The organism is Niabella agricola, from assembly GCF_021538615.1.
Lineage (GTDB): Bacteria > Bacteroidota > Bacteroidia > Chitinophagales > Chitinophagaceae > Niabella > Niabella agricola.
This window is the reverse complement of record NZ_JAJHIZ010000003.1, coordinates 4901229-4920172: the sequence shown is the minus strand read 5'-3', so window position 1 is coordinate 4920172 and position 18944 is coordinate 4901229. Positions and strand designations below refer to the sequence as shown.

General features: G+C 47.1%; 11 protein-coding genes. 5 read left to right on the top strand and 6 right to left on the bottom strand.

Features of this window, described 5'->3' with window-relative positions; all coding sequences use genetic code 11:
• Positions 1 to 49 precede the first annotated feature (49 nt).
• Together LL912_RS25630 and LL912_RS25625 are read right to left on the bottom strand one after the other, a co-directional pair.
• Positions 50 to 1624, bottom strand: coding sequence for a M60 family metallopeptidase (locus LL912_RS25630; RefSeq protein ID WP_235556482.1), 1575 nt, complete (start codon positions 1622 to 1624; stop codon positions 50 to 52).
• Positions 1625 to 2020: 396 nt separating this feature from the next.
• A complete protein-coding gene (locus LL912_RS25625; protein ID WP_235556481.1) occupies positions 2021 to 3175 on the bottom strand; it encodes an acyl-CoA dehydrogenase family protein in 1155 nt (384 codons plus the stop codon).
• A 250-nt stretch (positions 3176 to 3425) separates the two neighbouring features.
• On the opposite strand from LL912_RS25625, the gene LL912_RS25620 reads away from it, so the two are divergent.
• The gene (locus LL912_RS25620) at positions 3426 to 4985 is read left to right on the top strand and encodes an acyl-CoA mutase large subunit family protein (protein ID WP_235556480.1); all 1560 of its coding nucleotides are present in this window, start codon (positions 3426 to 3428) and stop codon (positions 4983 to 4985) included.
• 68 nt (positions 4986 to 5053) lie between these two features.
• Here the strand turns inward: LL912_RS25620 and LL912_RS25615 are convergent, their stop codons facing one another.
• The 4 genes from LL912_RS25615 to LL912_RS25600 all read right to left on the bottom strand — a co-directional run bounded on the left by LL912_RS25615 (position 5054) and on the right by LL912_RS25600 (position 11858).
• Positions 5054 to 6649, bottom strand: a complete 1596-nt coding sequence (locus LL912_RS25615) for a RagB/SusD family nutrient uptake outer membrane protein (protein WP_235556479.1) — start codon at positions 6647 to 6649, stop codon at positions 5054 to 5056.
• 19 nt (positions 6650 to 6668) lie between these two features.
• Entirely contained in the window at positions 6669 to 9947 is a 3279-nt protein-coding gene (locus LL912_RS25610; RefSeq protein WP_235556478.1) for a SusC/RagA family TonB-linked outer membrane protein, read from the bottom strand.
• 192 nt (positions 9948 to 10139) lie between these two features.
• The gene (locus tag LL912_RS25605) at positions 10140 to 11183 is read right to left on the bottom strand and encodes a FecR family protein (RefSeq protein ID WP_235556477.1); all 1044 of its coding nucleotides are present in this window, start codon (positions 11181 to 11183) and stop codon (positions 10140 to 10142) included.
• A 57-nt stretch (positions 11184 to 11240) separates the two neighbouring features.
• The gene (locus LL912_RS25600; protein WP_255785954.1) at positions 11241 to 11858 is read right to left on the bottom strand and encodes an RNA polymerase sigma factor; all 618 of its coding nucleotides are present in this window, start codon (positions 11856 to 11858) and stop codon (positions 11241 to 11243) included.
• 235 nt (positions 11859 to 12093) lie between these two features.
• Here LL912_RS25600 and LL912_RS25595 point away from each other — a divergent pair, with 235 nt between their 5' ends.
• The 4 genes from LL912_RS25595 (at position 12094) to LL912_RS25580 (ending at position 18874) form a co-directional block, all read left to right on the top strand.
• Positions 12094 to 14478: an outer membrane beta-barrel protein gene (locus tag LL912_RS25595; protein ID WP_235556475.1), complete on the top strand. Its 2385-nt coding sequence runs from the start codon at positions 12094 to 12096 to the stop codon at positions 14476 to 14478.
• Between the two features lie 253 nt (positions 14479 to 14731).
• A complete protein-coding gene (locus LL912_RS25590) occupies positions 14732 to 15922 on the top strand; it encodes a dipeptidase (RefSeq protein ID WP_235556474.1) in 1191 nt (396 codons plus the stop codon).
• An 11-nt stretch (positions 15923 to 15933) separates the two neighbouring features.
• Positions 15934 to 16872: an XAC2610-related protein gene (locus LL912_RS25585; RefSeq protein ID WP_235556473.1), complete on the top strand. Its 939-nt coding sequence runs from the start codon at positions 15934 to 15936 to the stop codon at positions 16870 to 16872.
• Between the two features lie 328 nt (positions 16873 to 17200).
• Positions 17201 to 18874 (top strand): PNGase F N-terminal domain-containing protein, encoded by a 1674-nt coding sequence (locus tag LL912_RS25580; protein WP_235556472.1) that lies wholly within the window; start codon positions 17201 to 17203, stop codon positions 18872 to 18874.
• The last annotated feature ends 70 nt before the right edge of the window (positions 18875 to 18944 follow it).

Below are 18944 nucleotides of genomic sequence, written 5' to 3'. Positions count from 1 at the left end.
CTCCAACTCTGACCGCTGAAAGTGAATAGCCAAAGGCCGCCGCCGCCGGTTAATCTTCCAGTGTCGCCGGATCTACTTTAGGCTTGGGCAAGTTCAAGGCCGCGATCTCCCTCTTGCAGGCATTCGCCATCTCCTGCGTCATTTCGTAATTATAGCTGCCATAATCCCCAAATTCGAATTTACCTACATGAAAGAACCCGTATTTTTCAAAGAAGTCGGTGAGATCTGTTTTCCCCACTTGACAAACGGTTTTTACAAAGTTCAGCTGGTACACGGCCGGGTTGCGGCCACGATTGCCCCATCCCCCTGAACGATGTTCCTTATTGTTTTCTTCGGCACCCTGTAAACGGAACGCTTCAAACAGATCGGGGTAAAAATCGGCATATCCGCCCGGACCTGTAAAATATAACTGCAGCTGCCAGAAAGGGATCAGCCGGTTAAACACATCTTTATCCTGAAGGTAGCAGATGTTGCGGGCAATGATACTGTCGCGTGCTTTCTGATAGTTCTTTTGTTCAGAGATGCGGCTCTTATTTCCAAAAGATGTAGTGCCATACAGCGAGAAAATATTGTTGCTTACTTCCCCGAGCCCACCCCAGTTCAGATAAGGCCGCAACTGGTGTACATGCCCTACTTCATGACTAAAACCCCAGCAGGGATCCCCCTTGATCACCCGGGCGGGGTCAATAACCAATGGCATGGCATTGCCCGGCTTGGTGCCCATATAGGCCACCCCATCGCCATCGCGGAACATATAGTAATTGTAGTTCACCCGCGCCAGTATATGATTCTTGGGTACTTTATTGTATTTGATCAGGCCAAGGATGCGGTGCTGCCGGTATACCAGGGAGTCATAGTTGCTGATGAGCTCCACGCCCCTGCCGTAGGCGTATTTTTTGCAGTCCTCAGCCGGATAGGCGATCTGAATATGGCGGCCCCTGGCATCGATGATGGGATATACCGCATGATCAATGAGCCGGTTCCAGTCAGCATCGTTGTTCCGGGTAATATCAAAATAACCGTTCACTTTTCCGTTTACAAAATGCACACGGATGGGCTGTTCCTTCTCCGGTTCATCGGAATAATAATCGATATAGGCCAGTCCATCGTATTTCTGAAGTTCAATAATATTAACCCCGTTCTTTAACAGAAATTCCTGCCGTTTAATCCCCCAGCCCGCGGGGTCTTTTGTGGGTTCAATACCCTCAGGCGCCCGGCGGTTCCAGTTGGGCACCAGTAAGCGCACTTCTTTCCCTGCGCCGATGCCCTCAACCAATACAGTCTGACGGCCTACAGGAAGATAGATCCCCGTAATACCTTCATACTTGCTGTAGCCATCCCCGATCATCAGTTGCCGGCCCAATGTGGTGGGCTTCAGCCAGGCCCGGTAATCGGCTACCCGGTAATCGGTTTGGTATTTTTTATCGGCCATTGATAAAGCCACCGCCTTTAACTGGGGATCGCTTATTTTTTCAATGTCTTTTTTCTTTACCCGCTTTTTTAACTCCAACGCCATAGGAGTTTTAAAAACGGCCAGATCTTTTTCGATCTGTGCGATGTCCGGAGTTTGTGCCCCCGCAATCAGCCAGCCCAATAAGCAAGCCGTAAGCAGCCCGATTCTCATATTCATGTAATTTGATGATGCGGTAAAATACAGAATATGTGCCGCTCAAAAATGCGCAAACGGTTGTGCAGGTTTAAATAAGATTTGAAAATCTGGAAATATGAAAATGTAGAAATGAAGATGTCGTTCCTGTTTCGTGAACTTCCTCTGAGCGATATTGTACAGGAAATAGTGAATAGCAAGTAGCGAGCAGTTAAGTACATCAGGCATAAGAACGAATCCAACCTGGAACTTTAAACGTGAAACATGCGCTTAGCTTTCAGCCATCAGTTTTCAGCAGATTACATACGGGATCGAAGACCTGACATCATATGCCGAAAAAGAACAAGCAATTGAGCATCGTTCATCAAGTAACAAACAGGATCTAACCTGAAACTTTAAACATCAAACCTTAAACTATTTCAATATTCCCCGGCTGATCACGATCCGCTGTACTTCGCTGGTACCTTCATAGATCTGGGTGATCTTGGCGTCCCGCATCAGCCGCTCTACGTGATATTCTTTTACAAAGCCGTACCCGCCATGCACCTGCACCGCTTCCACAGCTGCCCACATGGCGGTTTCTGAAGCATACAGCTTCGCCATTGAAGAGCTTATATCATAATTCAGATGCTGGTCCTTTTCCCAGGCCGCCTTTAAACAGAGCAAGCGCGCGGCTTCGATCTTCAAGGCCATATCCGCCAGTTTAAAAGCAATTGCCTGGTGGTGCATAATCTCCGTACCAAAAGCCTTTCTTGTTTTGGCGTATTCCCTTGCCCGTTCAAAGGCCCCGCCGGCAATACCCAGGGCCTGGGAAGCAATACCGATACGCCCCCCCGCCAGTGTTTTCATGGCAAATTTAAACCCGAACCCATCTTCCCCGATCCGATTCTCCCTGGGCACTTTCACATCCGAAAAAAGGATCGTATGCGTATCACTGCCCCGGATACCCATTTTATTTTCTTTAGCCGCTACCGTTACACCGGGCCAGCTTTTCTCCACGATAAATGCATTGATCCCCTTCGAGCCCTTCGACCGGTCGGTTTGCGCAATCACCAGGTACACCGAAGCACTGCTGCCATTGGTAATCCAGTTCTTGGTTCCGTTCAACAGGTAATGATCCCCTTTATCTTCCGCTGTTGTTTGCTGCGAGGTAGCATCACTACCAGCTTCCGGCTCACTCAGTAAAAATGCACCGATGTATAGCTGCCCTTCCTTTTTGCCCTGCGCCAGTGGCACCAGGTATTGTTGCTTCTGCGCTTCAGATCCGTATTCCTGTAGTCCATAACAAACCAGGCTATTGTTCACGCTCATGCACACGCTAACGCTGGCATCCACTTTCGAGATCTCTTCCATTGCCAGTACATAGCTGACCGTATCCAGTCCGGCACCACCATATTCCGGCTTTACCATCATGCCCATAAAGCCGAGGTCTGCCAGTTTTTCGATCTGCTCCCTGGGAAATTTTTGCTGCTCATCGCGTTCAATCACTCCGGGCAGGCACTCCTGGATGGCAAAATCCCGGGCCGCCTGCTGAATCATTTGCTGTTCTTCCGACAATTGAAAATCCATGCGTGCATCGTTTTGTTTCCACAAATATAAAAGACTGTTTTCTTAAACGAACAAGTGTTCATATATTTACCACCCCGAAATTGATGCGAAACAATACTTCGCCGGGGTTGAATCAGATTATTTATGGCCCTGGCGGCAGAACAGATGGCATCGGTCTTGCGTCGCACACTTGGGCAACTGTACATCTGAGAGCTGATAGCTAATGGCTGATAGGATTTAGCCGTACGCTGTGAATTGCTAAAAACAAAACATGGAAGAAAAAAAAATTTATACAGACAGTAACATACCGGTAAAAACCCTGTACACCGATGCGGATCTGCCGCCGGCGGAGCAGGAACTGCCGGGAAAGTTTCCCTTTACCCGGGGTATACAGCCGGATATGTACCGTGGCCGGCTTTGGACCATGCGGCAATACGCCGGGTTCAGCACTGCCGCAGAAAGCAATAAACGCTATCACTATTTATTATCGCAGGGCGTAATGGGTTTGAGTGTTGCCTTTGACCTGCCCACTCAGATCGGTTACGACAGCGATCATCCCCTGGCAGAAGGTGAAGTGGGTAAGGTGGGTGTGGCCATTGATAGTATCGAAGATATGGCGGAGCTGTTTAACGGTATCCGGCTGGAGGAAGTTTCTACCAGCATGACCATTAATGCTACGGCTTTTATTTTATTGGCATTGTACGTAGCACAGGCAAAGAGCCAGGGCGCGGATCTCTCTAAGATTTCCGGCACCATCCAGAATGATATTCTAAAGGAATATGCGGCCAGAGGTACTTATCGCTACCCGCCCAAACCCTCCATGCGCATCATCACCGATATTTTTGACTGGTGCGCAAAAGAACTGCCCAAATGGAATACAATCTCTATCAGCGGTTATCATATCCGCGAAGCGGGCAGCACGGCTGCACAGGAAATTGCCTTTACCCTAAGCAACGGCAAAGCCTATGTTAAGGCCGCACTGGAAAAAGGCCTCGACATCAACGTGTTTGGGAAACGGCTTTCCTTCTTTTTCAATGCGCATAATAACCTGTTTGAAGAAGTGGCCAAGTTTCGTGCGGCGCGCCGGATGTGGGCGCAGATCATGAAGGACCTGGGCGCTACAGATCCCAAGGCTCAGATGCTGCGTTTTCATACGCAAACCGGCGGCAGCACCTTAACGGCGCAGCAGCCGCAAAACAATATTTCCCGGGTTACGATACAAACATTAGCGGCTGTGCTGGGGGGCACTCAATCGCTGCATACCAATGGCTTTGACGAAGCACTAAGCTTGCCTACTGAAGAAGCGGCCCGCATTGCCCTGCGGACCCAGCAGATCGTGGCCTTTGAAAGCGGTGTTACAGACACCGTAGACCCACTGGCCGGATCTTATTTTGTAGAAACCCTGACCAGCGAAATGGAGCAGAAAGCCCAGGAGTTGATTGATCAGATCGATAGTATGGGCGGCAGCATTGCTTCCATCGAAGAGGGTTTTATGCAGGAGGCCATCGCACGCAGTGCTTACGAATACCAGCAAAAAATTGAAACCCACCAAAAGATCATTGTGGGCGTAAACCGTTTTCAAACGGAGGAAGTCAATACCACTCCCATCTTAAAGATAGACGACAGCATCGGTATCCTGCAAAAGCAAAAGCTGGAACAGCTGCGTGATAACCGCGATCAGGCAGCCTGCGACCGCATCCTTTCCGGACTCCGCTCAAAAGCATCCGGAACGGAGAACATCATGCCTTCAGTCATTGAAGCGGTGGAGGCCAAATGCACCCTCGGTGAAATTGCGGGAACCCTGGTGGAAGTATTTGGAGAATATCAATAGCGATAGAAAAACGGCCAACTGCAATCAGAAAAGAGACGGCTGTGTTAGCCGTCTCTTTTCTATCTTTCTTAATACCCGGGGTTCTGATAACCGGGATCATGATGCACATCTACATCTTTTTGTGGTATCGGCCATAAATAGTTTTTATCTGCAAAAATGCGTGATTCGATCTTCGCATGGTTGGGTGATGAAAATGTAAGCGCACCGGTTGTCATGTTTACCGAACCCGGGCGGGTACCAAACACATCCTGATTCATCACCTGCGCCCCGATCTTCCATCGCTGAACGTCAAAGAAACGAAGGCCTTCCATGGCCAGCTCCACCCGGCGCTCTCTTCTTACCAGGGTACGCATAGCCGATTGGCTGTTATAAACGGCGCGGTTTACTTTGGGCATACCGGCTCTCTGGCGTACCAGATCAATCGCGTCATAAACAGAATTATCGACCTGGTTCAATTCAATTTTAGCCTCGGCATAGCTCAACAGTACTTCAGCATACCGGATCACGATGGCATTGAGGCCGGTATTCCACATATCCGGGAAATCTTCGAGATGCGATATGTATTTCTTAACGATATAACCGGTGGGTGAGGTATTGTTATTGGCCATAAAATAATCGGCATTGGCATCCTTTCCGATCTTTGCATCCAGGCTGTTAAAAATTCCCCCTCCGTATGAAGGCTGGCCGGAGCATTGAATGGTAGCCGTAAGCCGGGGGTCCCTGTTATGATAAGGATCATCGGCGTTATACCCGGAGCCGGCCTCCGAAATGGTTTTTCCATTTTGCATCTCGTAGGCATCCACCAACTCCTGCAACGGATCAATAGAACTCCATCCACCAGCTCCATTGGAGGGCATTACGCCCACATTCCCATTGCTGTATTTGTTTTCAATGTACTGTATGTCCAGTATCACTTCACTGTTATCCTCATTGCCGATCCGGAAAAGATCTGCATAATCCGGATAAAGCGTATACCCAAGCGCCATTACTTTCTGATAATCGCCAATCGCCTGCTGGTAATCGCCTTTATATAGTTCAATCCGTCCCTTCAGTGCCAATGCAGCGCCTTTTGTAATTCTTCCCACATCGGAACTTGCATATGCGTTCGGCAGGTTTTCTGCCATTTCACCCAGCTCTTTCAATATAAATGCAACAACCTCTTCCTTTTTATTGCGCTTCATTTTATTGGCTTCTTCCGTTGATACATTTTTCAACACAAGAGGAACATCGCCGTACAGCTGGCTCATGATAAAGAACTGATATGCTCGTAAAAACCGGGCTTCTGCCTTATACCGGTCTTTCAGGTCAAGCTTTCCTGTAAACTTATCGATATTCTCCAGGAACCAGTTGCATTTTTGAACCACGGTAAAACTCCACCGGTTCGCCGCGTTACTGCTGGATGGAGAAACCGTGCCGTTTCCCAGCTCAGTATAGCCTTCCCAGGGATATTGATTATACGCGTTATCGGATGCGCAATCCATATAATAGATATTGTATGCATCTTCCCAATCTTTATAACAGCCATTTAAAGCCGTTACGATGTCTTTTTCGGAGGTCCAAAGCGATGTGTTGCTGTAAGCGTCCAGCGGCTGCCTGTCTAAAAAGCCTTTTTTACAGGCACTGACCAATAACAATAAAGAAAGGTATATAAGAAACTTTTTCATGTTGATTTCATTTTGGGTTTTAGAAAGTAAGGTTTAATCCTATCGTGTGCACCTTCACCTGCGGATAGGTATACCCGCGTTCGCCGGCAGGAGCTTCCGGATCAATCCATTTGTAGAAGCTGGTAAATGTGGCGATATTCTGTCCGCTGTAATAAACCCTCAACCGTTTAATATTGGCTTTGCTTAATAGCCGGTTATTAAAAGCATAACCAATTTGTAAATTTTTCAGGCGCAGATAATCAGACTTACGAACCCAGAAAGAAGAAGGGTTATCAATAGCCGAATTCTGCCGCTGGTTGATCAGCACCCGGGGATACGCTGCACCGGTATTTTCAGTGGTCCAGCTATCCAGCCAAACCGAAGTAGGCTTCCCGGTACTGTTAGAAATTTGGCCCAGCACTTCCCCCTGTACAAAACCTTTTACACCGCCTGTGCCCTGGAAGAAGGCCGAAACATCGATACCCTTCCATTCCCCGGTTAATGTAAACCCGTATGATATTTTGGGAAAATAACTACCCAGCCATACCCGGTCGTATGCATTAATAACGCCGTCCGGTTTGCCGGCCGGCCCGCTCAGGTCAGCATATTTCAGATCCCCGGGTTTGGTATTAGCCAGTTTGGCACTGGCTTCCACTGCTTCCTGTGTTTGAAAAATTCCCAGCGCCTGATATCCGAAGAAAGAATTCAGCGGCGAGCCTTCCCGGTTAATGGTATATCCATTGGGGTAAACAGGCCCTGCTCCATACAGATCCAGCACTTCATTCTTGAGGAACGTAGCATTCGCATTCACTCCCAGTAAAAAGTCCCTGATATGCGCTTTATAATCGACACCAAGCTCCAGTCCTTTATTCTGTACTTTACCCGCGTTCACCGTAGGCGGCTTTAGCCCGTAGATCGGACTTACAGGAAGCGCCAGCAAAATATCACTGGTTTTCTTTACAAAATAATCAACGGTAAGGTTAAGCCGGTTTTTAAAAAACCCCGCATCAAGACCGATATTGGTTTCGGTTACCTTCTCCCAGGTAATATCAGTATTGGCACCATCTACGGGAGCAACACCGCTCACCGATGTTCCTCCGAAATTGTAATCCTGACCGGAACTGACGGTTTGAATAGCCGGATAATTTCCCACCAGATCGTTCCCCAGCCTACCCCAGGATCCGCGCAATTTAAGATTGGAAACCACATTTAGCAGCCCGCTAAAGAACTGCTCTTTGGATACGTTCCATCCCGCAGAAAAAGAAGGAAATGTGCCCCACCGATGCGCTTTCCTGAACCTCGAAGAACCGTCGTACCGGATATTGGCTTCCAGCAGATACCTGCTGTCGAAATCGTAGTTAACCCTTCCAAAAAAGGACTGCTTGGCAATTTCATTTGCAAACCCTTTACCAGTTTGCCCCTCATCTGCTCCTACATTGATTTCACTCAGTACATTGTTCAGAAAATCTTTCCGGTAGGCTTCGAGATCTGAGTATTTGGTATACTCGCTAACTGCTCCCGCCAGCACCCCAACATTATGCAGGTTCATTTTTCTGCTGTAATCAACCGTTAACTGGGGACTCAGGAAGGTTGTGTTGTCAAAATGGTCTGTAAGACTGCTGGGGCCCTGTTTAAACGTTGCGTCTCCTGCCGCATTATAATACTGGACCTCATAAATCCGCTTTTTATTTTGATTCTGTATGGCACGGTATACCAGCTGTGGTTTAATGTGCAGGTTTTCTACCGGCTCATACGTAATGCTGGTAATCCCCAAAAATGCGGTATTCAGCTGTTTGTTAAATCCTCCCCGATCCAGCCAGGCCATCGGGCTGCCATCAGAAATATAGCCGTAATTTCCGTTTTCATACTTGTACGGAATGATCGGCGATATTCGGTTGATTTGTCTGAAGAATTGTGAAAAATCTCCGGTGTAAGGATTGCTTGGCTCCGTTAGCGGTGCGTAGGTATAGGAAAGATTCGCATTCAGCGTAAACCATTTATTAATTTTTGAATTAAGGTTTAAGCGCGAAGTATAGCGTTTGGCATTTGTTTTTTCCACGATCCCGTTCTGATCAAAATATCCCATAGAAAACATATACTGGGTGCCTTCACTCCCTCCGGAAACCGAAAGGTAATGGTTGTGTTGCAACCCATTTCCCCTGTAAAAAAGATCCAGCCAGTCGGTATTGGGATAATTATACGGATCGGAACCATCCTTAAATTTCTGAATCTGCTCATCGGTATAGGTTTTCGTAAGTCCCTGATTTACCCTTGCCTGGTTATACAACGTTGCCGCCTGCCAGGAAGGCAGGAAATCGGGCAAGGCAGTTGCCTTTTGTTTACCCACATACGCATCATAGGTAATGGCCGACTGGCCTTTCCTGCCTTTTTTGGTGGTGATCAGCACCACACCATTTGCCGCCGTAGATCCGTAAATGGCAGAGGATGCTGCATCTTTCAACACCGAGATACTTTCTATATCGCTGGGATTAACAGCGTTCATGGAAGAGATGGCCCCATCTACCACTACCAGCGGATTGCTGTTGTTTAAGGTACCAATACCCCTGATCCGGATCGAGCCGGCATCCTTGCCGGGCTGACCATTATTTTGAATGACCACCACGCCTGGCAAAACGCCCTGAAGAGCATTTACCGTGTTGGTAATGGGTCTGTTTTCTATTTGCTTTGCACCTACCTGCGCCACAGCGCCCGTCAGGTTTACTTTTTTCTGTGTTCCATAACCCACTACTACAACCTCTTCTATCTGCCGGGCTTCGGTTTTCAGTGTAATTGCGACACTGGCGGCAGCACCAATGGTTACCTCAACAGATGCATACCCGATTGCAGAAACTTCCAGTACATCTCCCTCTGAGGCTTCAATTGTAAATGCGCCCTCCTGGTTAGTAGCCACTCCGCGTGCCGTTCCTTTGATCCTTACAGAAGCTCCTCCCACCGGCTGCCCCATTTCATTTTGCACGACTCCGGAGACCTGTTTATATTGTTGAGGGTTGACCACGAGTTTATCCGACAGGGATAAAATTACCCGGTTGTTCCGGATCACCTCCCATTTAATGGATGTTCCGTTCAGTAAATTTGTTAATGTCTGGTTGATGCCGGCATTAATGATATTGATCGAGAACTTTTGATCTACCGGCAGATCGTTACTGCTGTAATAAAACCTGTATTTTGTTTGATTTTCAATTTGTTTAAAAATCTCTCCGATACTCAGATTGTCTGCCTTCAGGTTGATTGTTTCCTGTGCATGGTTTACGGCAGACACCTGCAACGCTATCAGAAAGAGGAAAATAGATAATTTCATAATCAGAATAGTTCTCCGCAAGTGCATACGTGCCCTCGCAGAAAAAAGACAAGCGCTTTTTTCCATAAATTTGTGTTGAGTTTTAGCCAATTAAGATTCGAGTTTAAAACTTGCAAGTGGAGGATGCTGCAACATTCTCCATTTTTTTATTGATTTATCCGGTAGATCTGTTCATTAAAAAATATTTAATCGTTAAAAAATAATAACCTGGGTATCTTTTATTTTATATTGAAACGGTTTGATCATCTGTAATACATTCAAAACATCCACCACGTTGGAATCATCAAAAACACCCGTATACCGGTACTGCTCTACCTCCGGGTTTCTAAACACCACTGTTAATCCAAACCGGCGTTTCAGATTCAGCGCTATTTCAGGAAACGACTTATCGGAAAAAGCCAGCTTATTCTGCAACCAGGAAGTCTCCAGCACAACGCTATCGGTCACATTGATATTTGTTAAGCGAACGGTCCTTGGACCTGCACCTGTGCCCGGAAGCTTCTCAATAACCACCTTATCCGAGGGACTTAGCCGGATTTTTCGGTCCTTGTTGGTTGTCAGCGCCAGCTCTATACTTCCCTTTAATAAGGAAGTTTCCATACTTGATTCATCAACATAATCCCGTACATTAAAAACAGTTCCAAGCACTTTGATATCGGCTTCTGAAGTATGTACAATAAACGGGATATCGGGGTTGTGCGCCACTTCGAAAAAAGCTTCACCGGTCAGGTATACTTCACGTGTGCGCTGACCAAAACCCGCACCGTAACTTAAGTTACTATTGGTGTTCATATGCACAACAGACCCATCCGGCAACGTCAGTTTGGACTTTGAGCCGTGTTCAGTAGCAGCAACCGTCTTTAAAGCAGCCAATCCGTTTGTTTTCTGGTTCAACATCCATAACATGGTTCCAACGGTTAGTACCACCAATGCTGCAGCCGCAAAGCGAAGCGCGCTCCTGATCCGGAGCTGCCGCGCTGCGCCCTTTGAATCAACCGGTGTCGCTTTTCTTCCAACTGGCACCGCCTGCATCATTTTTACATAATGGGCCATATAAGCCGCTTCGGTTTCAGCCACCGGCATAACCGGGTCTGGCTTCAGCAACTGATCATATAGCAATCCCAACCGGGGATCTTCCTGAAGTAACTGTTCCAGTTCTTTCAGATCATCAATACCGGCTTCTCCGGTCAGTTTGCCGTATAACAATTCATAAAATCGGTTCTCTGAAAAATGCATATCATCGTCTTATAAAAAAGACGAAAGGAAAAGGCGTTACCGTGAAAAAAAATAAAATTATTTTTGAGGCATCAGATAATCGTCCAGGGCTACCCGTATCTTCTTAAGTGCCAGCCGCATATGAGTCTCAGCAGTATTCAGGGAAATCTCAAGTATTTCGGTCACCTGTTTATAAGTAAACCCCTGCTCTTTCACCAGGCGAAAGACCAGCTGGCATTGCTTGGGAAGATTGCTGACCGCATGTTGAAAACGCCGGTCAAGCTCGTTTGTTATCAGTTTATATTCGGTATGCGAAGGATCTGCCAATTGCTCTTCTGCACCGGAAATAGCAGTCACCGGCAGGCCGCTATTGCGCTTTCTCAGGTAATCAAAAGCTTTGTTACGGGTAGATTTATACAAAAAAAGGGGAAGATGCTCTACGTAATTGAGCTCCCGTCCCATTGTCCACACTTTTAGCAATACTTCCGACACGACCTCTTCAGCGTCAGCACGGTTATTTAAAATCGCACGAGCAAATTTTAAAAGCACAGGATGAAAGTGAAAAAACAGTTTTTTATACGCTGCTTCATCCTGCAAATAGGCAACCCTATTTTGTAGAAATAGTATTTCGTTATTACTTCTCAATGTATAATTACGGCTTTGCCGGTACGGTCTGCAAATGAGGGGAGCCGACATGCTAAAAGTACCCTTAAAAAACCGGGACCTGCACCGAACAAGACCATTCCCGTCCGTTATTTTAGCACCTGGCAAGCGCTTATCACCCTTTCATCAACATTGGTGCTAAAGTAAATAAAAAATTATGATTACAATAGCGCAACCGGTTGTTCAGCCTTTATAAATCCGCGACTCCTGCGTCCGGCTGAACGTAACTAATTGATATTTAAACCGCCTATTTCATTATTTTTGAAGGATGAGGAAGATCACCGCGTTCTTGTTTTTTGTTTTTTTTAGTTCTGCTGTTTTTGCCCAGCTTGCGATCAACGGAACTGTTCATGATGAAACCACTGCCCCGCTTACAGGCGCAACCATCGAATTTTACAGCAGCGGCCAGGCTGCGAAAACATTTACAACGGATGCATCAGGTGCCTTTCGCATAGAAGCGCTGAAACCGGGGGACAAATACCTGTTACAGATTTCCGCAGTAGGCCACCAGGAACAGGCGGTATCGCTTCAGTTACAAAACGACACCCTGTTGCAGGTTGTTTTAATACAAAAAAATACCGTGTTAAAGGATGTGGTCGTAACAGGAAAAGCACGGCTGATTGAGGTAAAACCTGACCGGACAATCGTGAACCTGGCAGACAATCCTGCCATTGTTGGCAACAGCATTGCGGAAGCACTCGGAAAGATACCGGGTTTGCTGGTGAACGGCGACCGGGTCGCTATCCCGGGCAAAGGCGAAGTACAGCTGATGCAGGACGGACGCCTGATCCAGCTTTCTCAAAAAGACCTGGTCAGTTATTTAAAATCCATTCCTGCCGGAAATGTTTCCAAAATAGAGATCATTACCAATCCCTCCGCAGCCTACGAGGCGGCAGGCAATGCGGGCTTGATCAATATCATTACCAAACGCAGCAAACAACAGGGCTATAACGGCAGCATCCAGGCCGGCTACAAACAGTGGCAGCACTACCCGGGTATGGATGTTACCGGCAACATCAATTACAATTCCGGCAAATGGAATGTATATGCTAACGCCAACCTGTTCCGGATCCGTCATAAATATGGCTTCCGATGGGAAGAATATTACCCGGACCGATCCTGGATCATGAGTGATACCGGCGACTACAAACAGCACAACCTGGTGCTCAACGCCGGTGCAGATTACCAGTTATCCAAACGCTCCGTACTTGGTTTTAATGCCGGTTTCTCCCGGTATTTTGAAGGTGGAGCGGATTATGTGCGCAATCATTTTTACAACGGGCTGGGGCAAACAGATTCGGTATTGACAACCTATGCCACGTACATACCGGTAGCCAGAACACAATCTTATAACCTGTATTACAAAACAAAGCTGGATACTTCCGGGAAGGCGCTTTCGATAGATGGCAGCTACCTTACCTTTTACCGCACCGATGCATCGGATGTAACAGCAAAAACCTTTACACCGGAAGGCGTGCTGATTGCACCTTCAACGGCCCGCTTTTACAACAATACCCTGCAGAATATCAATATCTATGCACTAAAAACAGATATGGAGTTTCCTACCAGCATCGCAAAGCTGCAATGGGGTGGAAAAGTAAATTTTATCGAAACCTATAACAATATGCGTTATTACCGCATTACAGGATCCGGCAACGATTACGACGGGCAATTGAGCAACGAATACAAATACACGGAAAACACCCAGGCCCTCTATTTGAACGGTAGCCGGGAAGCCGGAAACTGGTCCTTCCAGGCGGGATTACGGGGAGAGCTCACCCAAACCAGCGGTTACTCTTACATCCGTAAACAGGGTAATAAAAACAACTATGTAAAATTATTCCCGAACGCCTTAATCAATTACAAAAGGGACGATCAGAACAGTTTTGCTCTCAGTTATAACAAGCGGGTACGCCGGCCCACTTTCTGGAACCTGAACCCTTATATTTCAATACTTACAGCATATAGTTATTATGAGGGCAACCCCTTCCTGCAACCGGAATACAACAGCAATTTCCAACTGCAGCACAATTATAAAAACAAACTGACCAGTGCCTTTTTTGTAGCGCTTACCAACAACGGCTTTGATGACATCACCATTGCTCATGTGGATACGAATTTTGTAATGCGTACCCCCAAGAACTTTGTCAATAGTACCCGCCTGGGCATTTCTGAAACGTATACGTTCTCGGCCGTCCGCTGGTGGGAAAGCAATAACCTGCTAAATATTTATTACACCAACGGGCGTTCTAAACTGGATTACGTGGAGGGCCGGAAAGGTTGGGGTGCCTACGTTTCCAGCAGCAACAATGTTTATTTAAACAGTAGCAAAACCCTGTCGGCTGCTGTAAACTTCTGGTATCAGTTCCGGGAAGTAACGCTCGTAAACCAATCCGATGCCTATTATAACATAGACCTTGGTGTAAACGCACAGTTGTTAAAAGACAAGTTATCGCTCAATGCCAATATCCAGGATGTATTCGGAACCAGCGGTGCTTCCTATACCACGGTAATCAATGGCATCCGGCAGAAATATGCCAACCTGCAGCTGAACCGCAATTTTTCGGTAACCCTGATATTTAAATTTGGTAAAAAAGAGCTGCCGGCTACAGAGCATACCAACAGTAACCAGGAGGAGCGGGAACGGATATAAGGGTGACCACAGTGGCACTGAAACGCTGATTTTTTGATTTGATTTCAATGGCCATTAAAAGCAGGAATACCCAAAAAGCTGGGTGTTTCAGTGGCAATAGAAACATTACGCCCCAACCCAAAAAACTTCGCCCACCTTCCGTACCTTAGCGCCTACTCTGTTTACCACAGAAGCGCTGAGGCCCTGAAGACGTTGAGCTTTTCTACATTAAAGGAATCTGTGCTACAGTGGCATTATATCAATCATTACAGACATGAATCGATCCGGTTTAAAAACAATAGGGCTTTTATGCCTGCTGCTTGGCGCTTTTTCCGCGACCGCGCAAAAGGCAGCAAGGATCCATAACAAAGCCGTACTTATAGACGGACATAACGACGTCACCTCCGCATCCATTGTTCAGGGGCGGGACATAGCCCAACCGCAACCCGACCGGCATACGGATCTTATCCGGTGGAAAAAAGGTGGATTGGATGTACAATTTTTTTCCGTGTTTACAGGACCGGTTGCCCGCAATCCCAAAGGCGTATATGCCGATGCCATTGATCAAATCGACTCTCTGGAGGCACTGATAAGCCGCCATTCGCAACAGTTCCTGCTGGCCCGCAGCTACCGGGAGATAAAAAAAGGAATAAAGCAAAAAAAGCTGGTAAGTCTCATTGGTGTTGAAGGCGGACATATGATTGAAGATGATCTCCGTAAACTGGAGGCCCTGCAGCAACGGGGCATGCGCTACCTGACGCTCACCTGGAACAACAGCCATTCCTGGGCCTCCAGCGCCATGGATGAAACGCTGCATCCCGACAGCTTAACACACAAGGGCCTTACGGAATTCGGCAGGTCCGTAGTAAAACGGTTAAATGAATTGGGCGTATTGGTAGATCTGTCCCATACCGGCGAGCAAACCTTTTATGATGCCATTGCCACCAGCGCCCGGCCGGTCATTTTATCACATAGCTCCGTTTACAATCTCTGTCCTGTGTTCCGTAATGTAAAAGACGACCAGATAAGAGCCGTTGCAAAAAATGGAGGAGTCATCTGCATTAACTTTTATTCCGGTTTTATCAGTAGAAAATTTGATGAAAAACTGGCTTCGCTGAATACAGCCATGGAACAACGGTTCACCGACTCTGTTCTGAAAACATCCGGAGATATACAACAGGCCCGTAAACAGTGGCATGCATATCAAAAACAGGAGCTGGAGCAGGCACGGCCCACCGTTTCGGATGTTGTGGATCACATCGATTATATTGTAAAACTGGTGGGAGATGATTATGTAGGGATCGGCTCCGACTTTGATGGGATCGGCTCTGTGCCGGTTGGACTTGAAGATGTGAGCTGCTATCCCCGTATTACGGCGGAATTGCTGAAGCGGGGCTATTCAAAGAAATCGATCCGGAAAATATTAGGTGGGAATATACTCAGGGTGATCAAAGCCAGCTTTTAATGATTGGAAAAATGAAAAGATACGCACTGTTGCCCCTGCTATTTATTACGGGGCATTTACTCCATGCCCAAAAAACAACGGTTTATACCTGGATGCACTACAGTGGCACTATTGGCAGCTATCCGGTAGCGGTAAAAATAAGGTGCACCAACCATACCGATTCCATCTGGGGCGAATATTATTATACCCGTAAGGGAAGTGCAGCTTCCATCTATCTCAACGGAACAACGGGTGCCAATGGTACACAGGTTATTGAAGAGGCCTATAACCGGCAGTTACAAAGGCACGAACAAACCGGAACGTTTACACTGAATCCCATCGGCGGCAGGGAGCTTACCGGAACCTGGACCGGCATTAAAGGGCCATCACTCACCGTACGCCTCACCCGGATCGAAAACGATTTTGTGCAGGAGCTGCAGCAATGGGACTTTCGGTTGCAGCTTTATGAGGGGAAAGTAGAAAATGCCGGCGGCTCCCTGCAAACCTATACAAAGGCGAATAAACTCGTCATTTACGACCCGGTAAAAAAAACCACCCGGACGCTGAACGGTTTTGATGAAGTAATGTACAATAATTACGGGGAAGCAGAACTGGAAGACCTCAACTTTGATGGGTACCCCGATCTAAAGATTCCGATCTATTTTCCGCAGGCTATAAAAAATGACGGGGCGTATCTTTATTTTATCTATTATCCAAAAAACCGGCAGTTTGTACTTAATAAGGCCCTGAATGAATTAGGTTACCTCGACTTTAATGCTCAAACAAAAGAATTCCGGAAATCCGATGCCGATGGAAGGGGCAATGAAGGCGATGCCTACTATAAATGGACGGGCAACAAATTCTATTTGGTTCGGGAAGTGCGCACCTATGAAGACAGCCCAAAGGTTTTTTATACGGAGTACACCATCCGGAACGGGCAATCGGTTAAAACAAAAACCTATAACAAGTAGTATCCCGTATTTTAAAAGGCGGCTTTTGCGGTTATGTTTAAACGCAAGGGGCTTCGCATACATCGAGGTTAACACTCAACCGCAAAGTACGCCCGTTTTTTTTCGCAATGTTCGCAAAGGCTCATGGCGATCCTCGCGAGAACCTTGCGGATGCTTTGCGACCTTCGCGGTTAAAATTTAACGCAAAGAATGCAAGGGTTTCACAAGGCTTGCAAATGATCAAACAACAAATGCTCCTGACCTTTGCGGACACGTTGCGCACTTTACGGTTAAGGTTTAAACCTCCCGGGTGGTTATCTTTGCACCACTGAATAACATTATGATGAAAATGAATCTCTTTCTGCTGGTTGCCGTATTGGCAGGTGCGCATATGCGTGCAAATACACAGGTAGCCTTTACAAACAACCCGGTATACAAGATCACCTACGGATCCAGCTTTAATGGGAAAACCCCGGAGCGGCAAAATAAGATCTGGGTATTTGCGGGTCCCCACCAAACCCTGCTTACTACGGAAAAAGATTTCAGCGGGAAGGCCTCTTATCCTTTTGAGCTTTCGGTAGTCAACAGGCTGAACAACCGGCAGGAGCTTTTTGCATTCCTTAATGACCATGAAACGATTGCTTCCTCCGACACTGCATGGCGCTCCCAGCATTTCGATTTTTTGGATGAAACCAAAGAAATATTGGGTTACCGCTGTAAAAAGGCCAAAACCAGTGTCAACTCCAATACCATTGAACTATGGTATACCGATCAGCTTCCGGTAAAAGGCGCGCCTTCCATACTCGGCCAAAATCTGGGCCTGGTACTGGAGCAGATCCGTAATGGCAACAACATCATCCGGGCCGAAAAAATCGAAAAGCAAAAAATGCCCCGTCCCTCTTTTATGGCGCGGCCAACCTTGCAAACCGATCTGCTGAGCTATCGCGATGCGATCTGGAACAGCCGGTTTACAACGATCCCGCTGTTTACAAACCAGGTGATCAATTTCTCCGACAGCAGCAAATCCAGCGGCGATGTCCTGCGTTTTGCCAACGGTACCATTGTGGTAAAAAAAGTAAAAATACCGGCACTGGACAGCGGCAGTACTATTTTTCTGGACCTCCGCGAGCAATCGAATGGCGATGCCTACGACCGTACCGGCACTGTATTTCTTATCCCAACCGACACCAGGCAATCCTTTCTCGACGGATTGAAAAACGGAGCAAAAACCCTTCCCCGCTACACCAATGGTAACGGCAAAACCTACCAGGGTGTGGTAGCCACCCCGGATTACACGCCGCCGCTGGAACTCATGCGTTTTTTTACGCCTTTTGGAGTAAAACAGTTCAACCATATCCAGCTCAAAGGAAAACAATGGCAGGAAGCAGTTCCTTACCGGCAGGACATTACCGATTTTGCAGCTGCACTTAATAATAAAGAAGTGTATATCGGCGTATTCATTGGTAATTATGATAAGGGCGGGCACAAGATAACCGCTAATCTTACCGTCCACAAGGGCGGTCCTGACAAACCGCAGCAAACCATCCGGCCCCTTTTCAATACCCTCAATATCATGGAAATGGCGGGACAGGACTATGCAACAATGTTTGACAACGAAAACGGGCTTACTGTACATTTCCGGATCGATCATCCCCTGGAAAATGCGCATCTTCTTTATACCACAACCGGGCATGGTGGCTGGGGAAACGGCGATGAGTTTGTTCCAAAGAAGAATACCATTCTGCTCAATCAAAAGGTTGTTTTCGACCTGGTGCCCTGGCGGCAGGACTGCGGCTCTTACCGCCTGTACAATCCGGCATCGGGTAATTTCAACAACGGTCTTTCCTCTTCAGACCTGAGCCGCTCCAACTGGTGCCCCGGCACGGTAACCAACCCCTTCCGTATCGAACTCGGCCATCTGGAAGCCGGTGATTATACCCTGCAGGTAAAAATTCCGCAGGGAAAGCCGGAGGGATCCAGTTTCAGTGCCTGGAATGTTTCGGGTATCCTGGTAGCTGATTAGTGCCGTCAGACCTGAAAAAGCTGCAATTTTACGCAAGATTTTCACCGTAAAAGAGTCTTATAATTATTTA

Bases quoted from the DNA above. Each gene is read 5' to 3' on its own strand.
- LL912_RS25620 (WP_235556480.1), top strand. From the start codon at position 3,426: ATGGAAGAAAAAAAAATTTATACAGACAGTAACATACCGGTAAAAACC.
- LL912_RS25610 (WP_235556478.1), bottom strand. From the start codon at position 9,947: ATGAAATTATCTATTTTCCTCTTTCTGATAGCGTTGCAGGTGTCTGCC.
- LL912_RS25580 (WP_235556472.1), top strand. From the start codon at position 17,201: ATGAATCTCTTTCTGCTGGTTGCCGTATTGGCAGGTGCGCATATGCGT.
- LL912_RS25630 (WP_235556482.1), bottom strand. From the start codon at position 1,624: ATGAGAATCGGGCTGCTTACGGCTTGCTTATTGGGCTGGCTGATTGCG.
- LL912_RS25625 (WP_235556481.1), bottom strand. From the start codon at position 3,175: ATGGATTTTCAATTGTCGGAAGAACAGCAAATGATTCAGCAGGCGGCC.
- LL912_RS25595 (WP_235556475.1), top strand. From the start codon at position 12,094: ATGAGGAAGATCACCGCGTTCTTGTTTTTTGTTTTTTTTAGTTCTGCT.
- LL912_RS25615 (WP_235556479.1), bottom strand. From the start codon at position 6,649: ATGAAAAAGTTTCTTATATACCTTTCTTTATTGTTATTGGTCAGTGCC.
- LL912_RS25585 (WP_235556473.1), top strand. From the start codon at position 15,934: ATGAAAAGATACGCACTGTTGCCCCTGCTATTTATTACGGGGCATTTA.
- LL912_RS25590 (WP_235556474.1), top strand. From the start codon at position 14,732: ATGAATCGATCCGGTTTAAAAACAATAGGGCTTTTATGCCTGCTGCTT.
- LL912_RS25605 (WP_235556477.1), bottom strand. From the start codon at position 11,183: ATGCATTTTTCAGAGAACCGATTTTATGAATTGTTATACGGCAAACTG.
- LL912_RS25600 (WP_255785954.1), bottom strand. From the start codon at position 11,858: ATGTCGGCTCCCCTCATTTGCAGACCGTACCGGCAAAGCCGTAATTAT.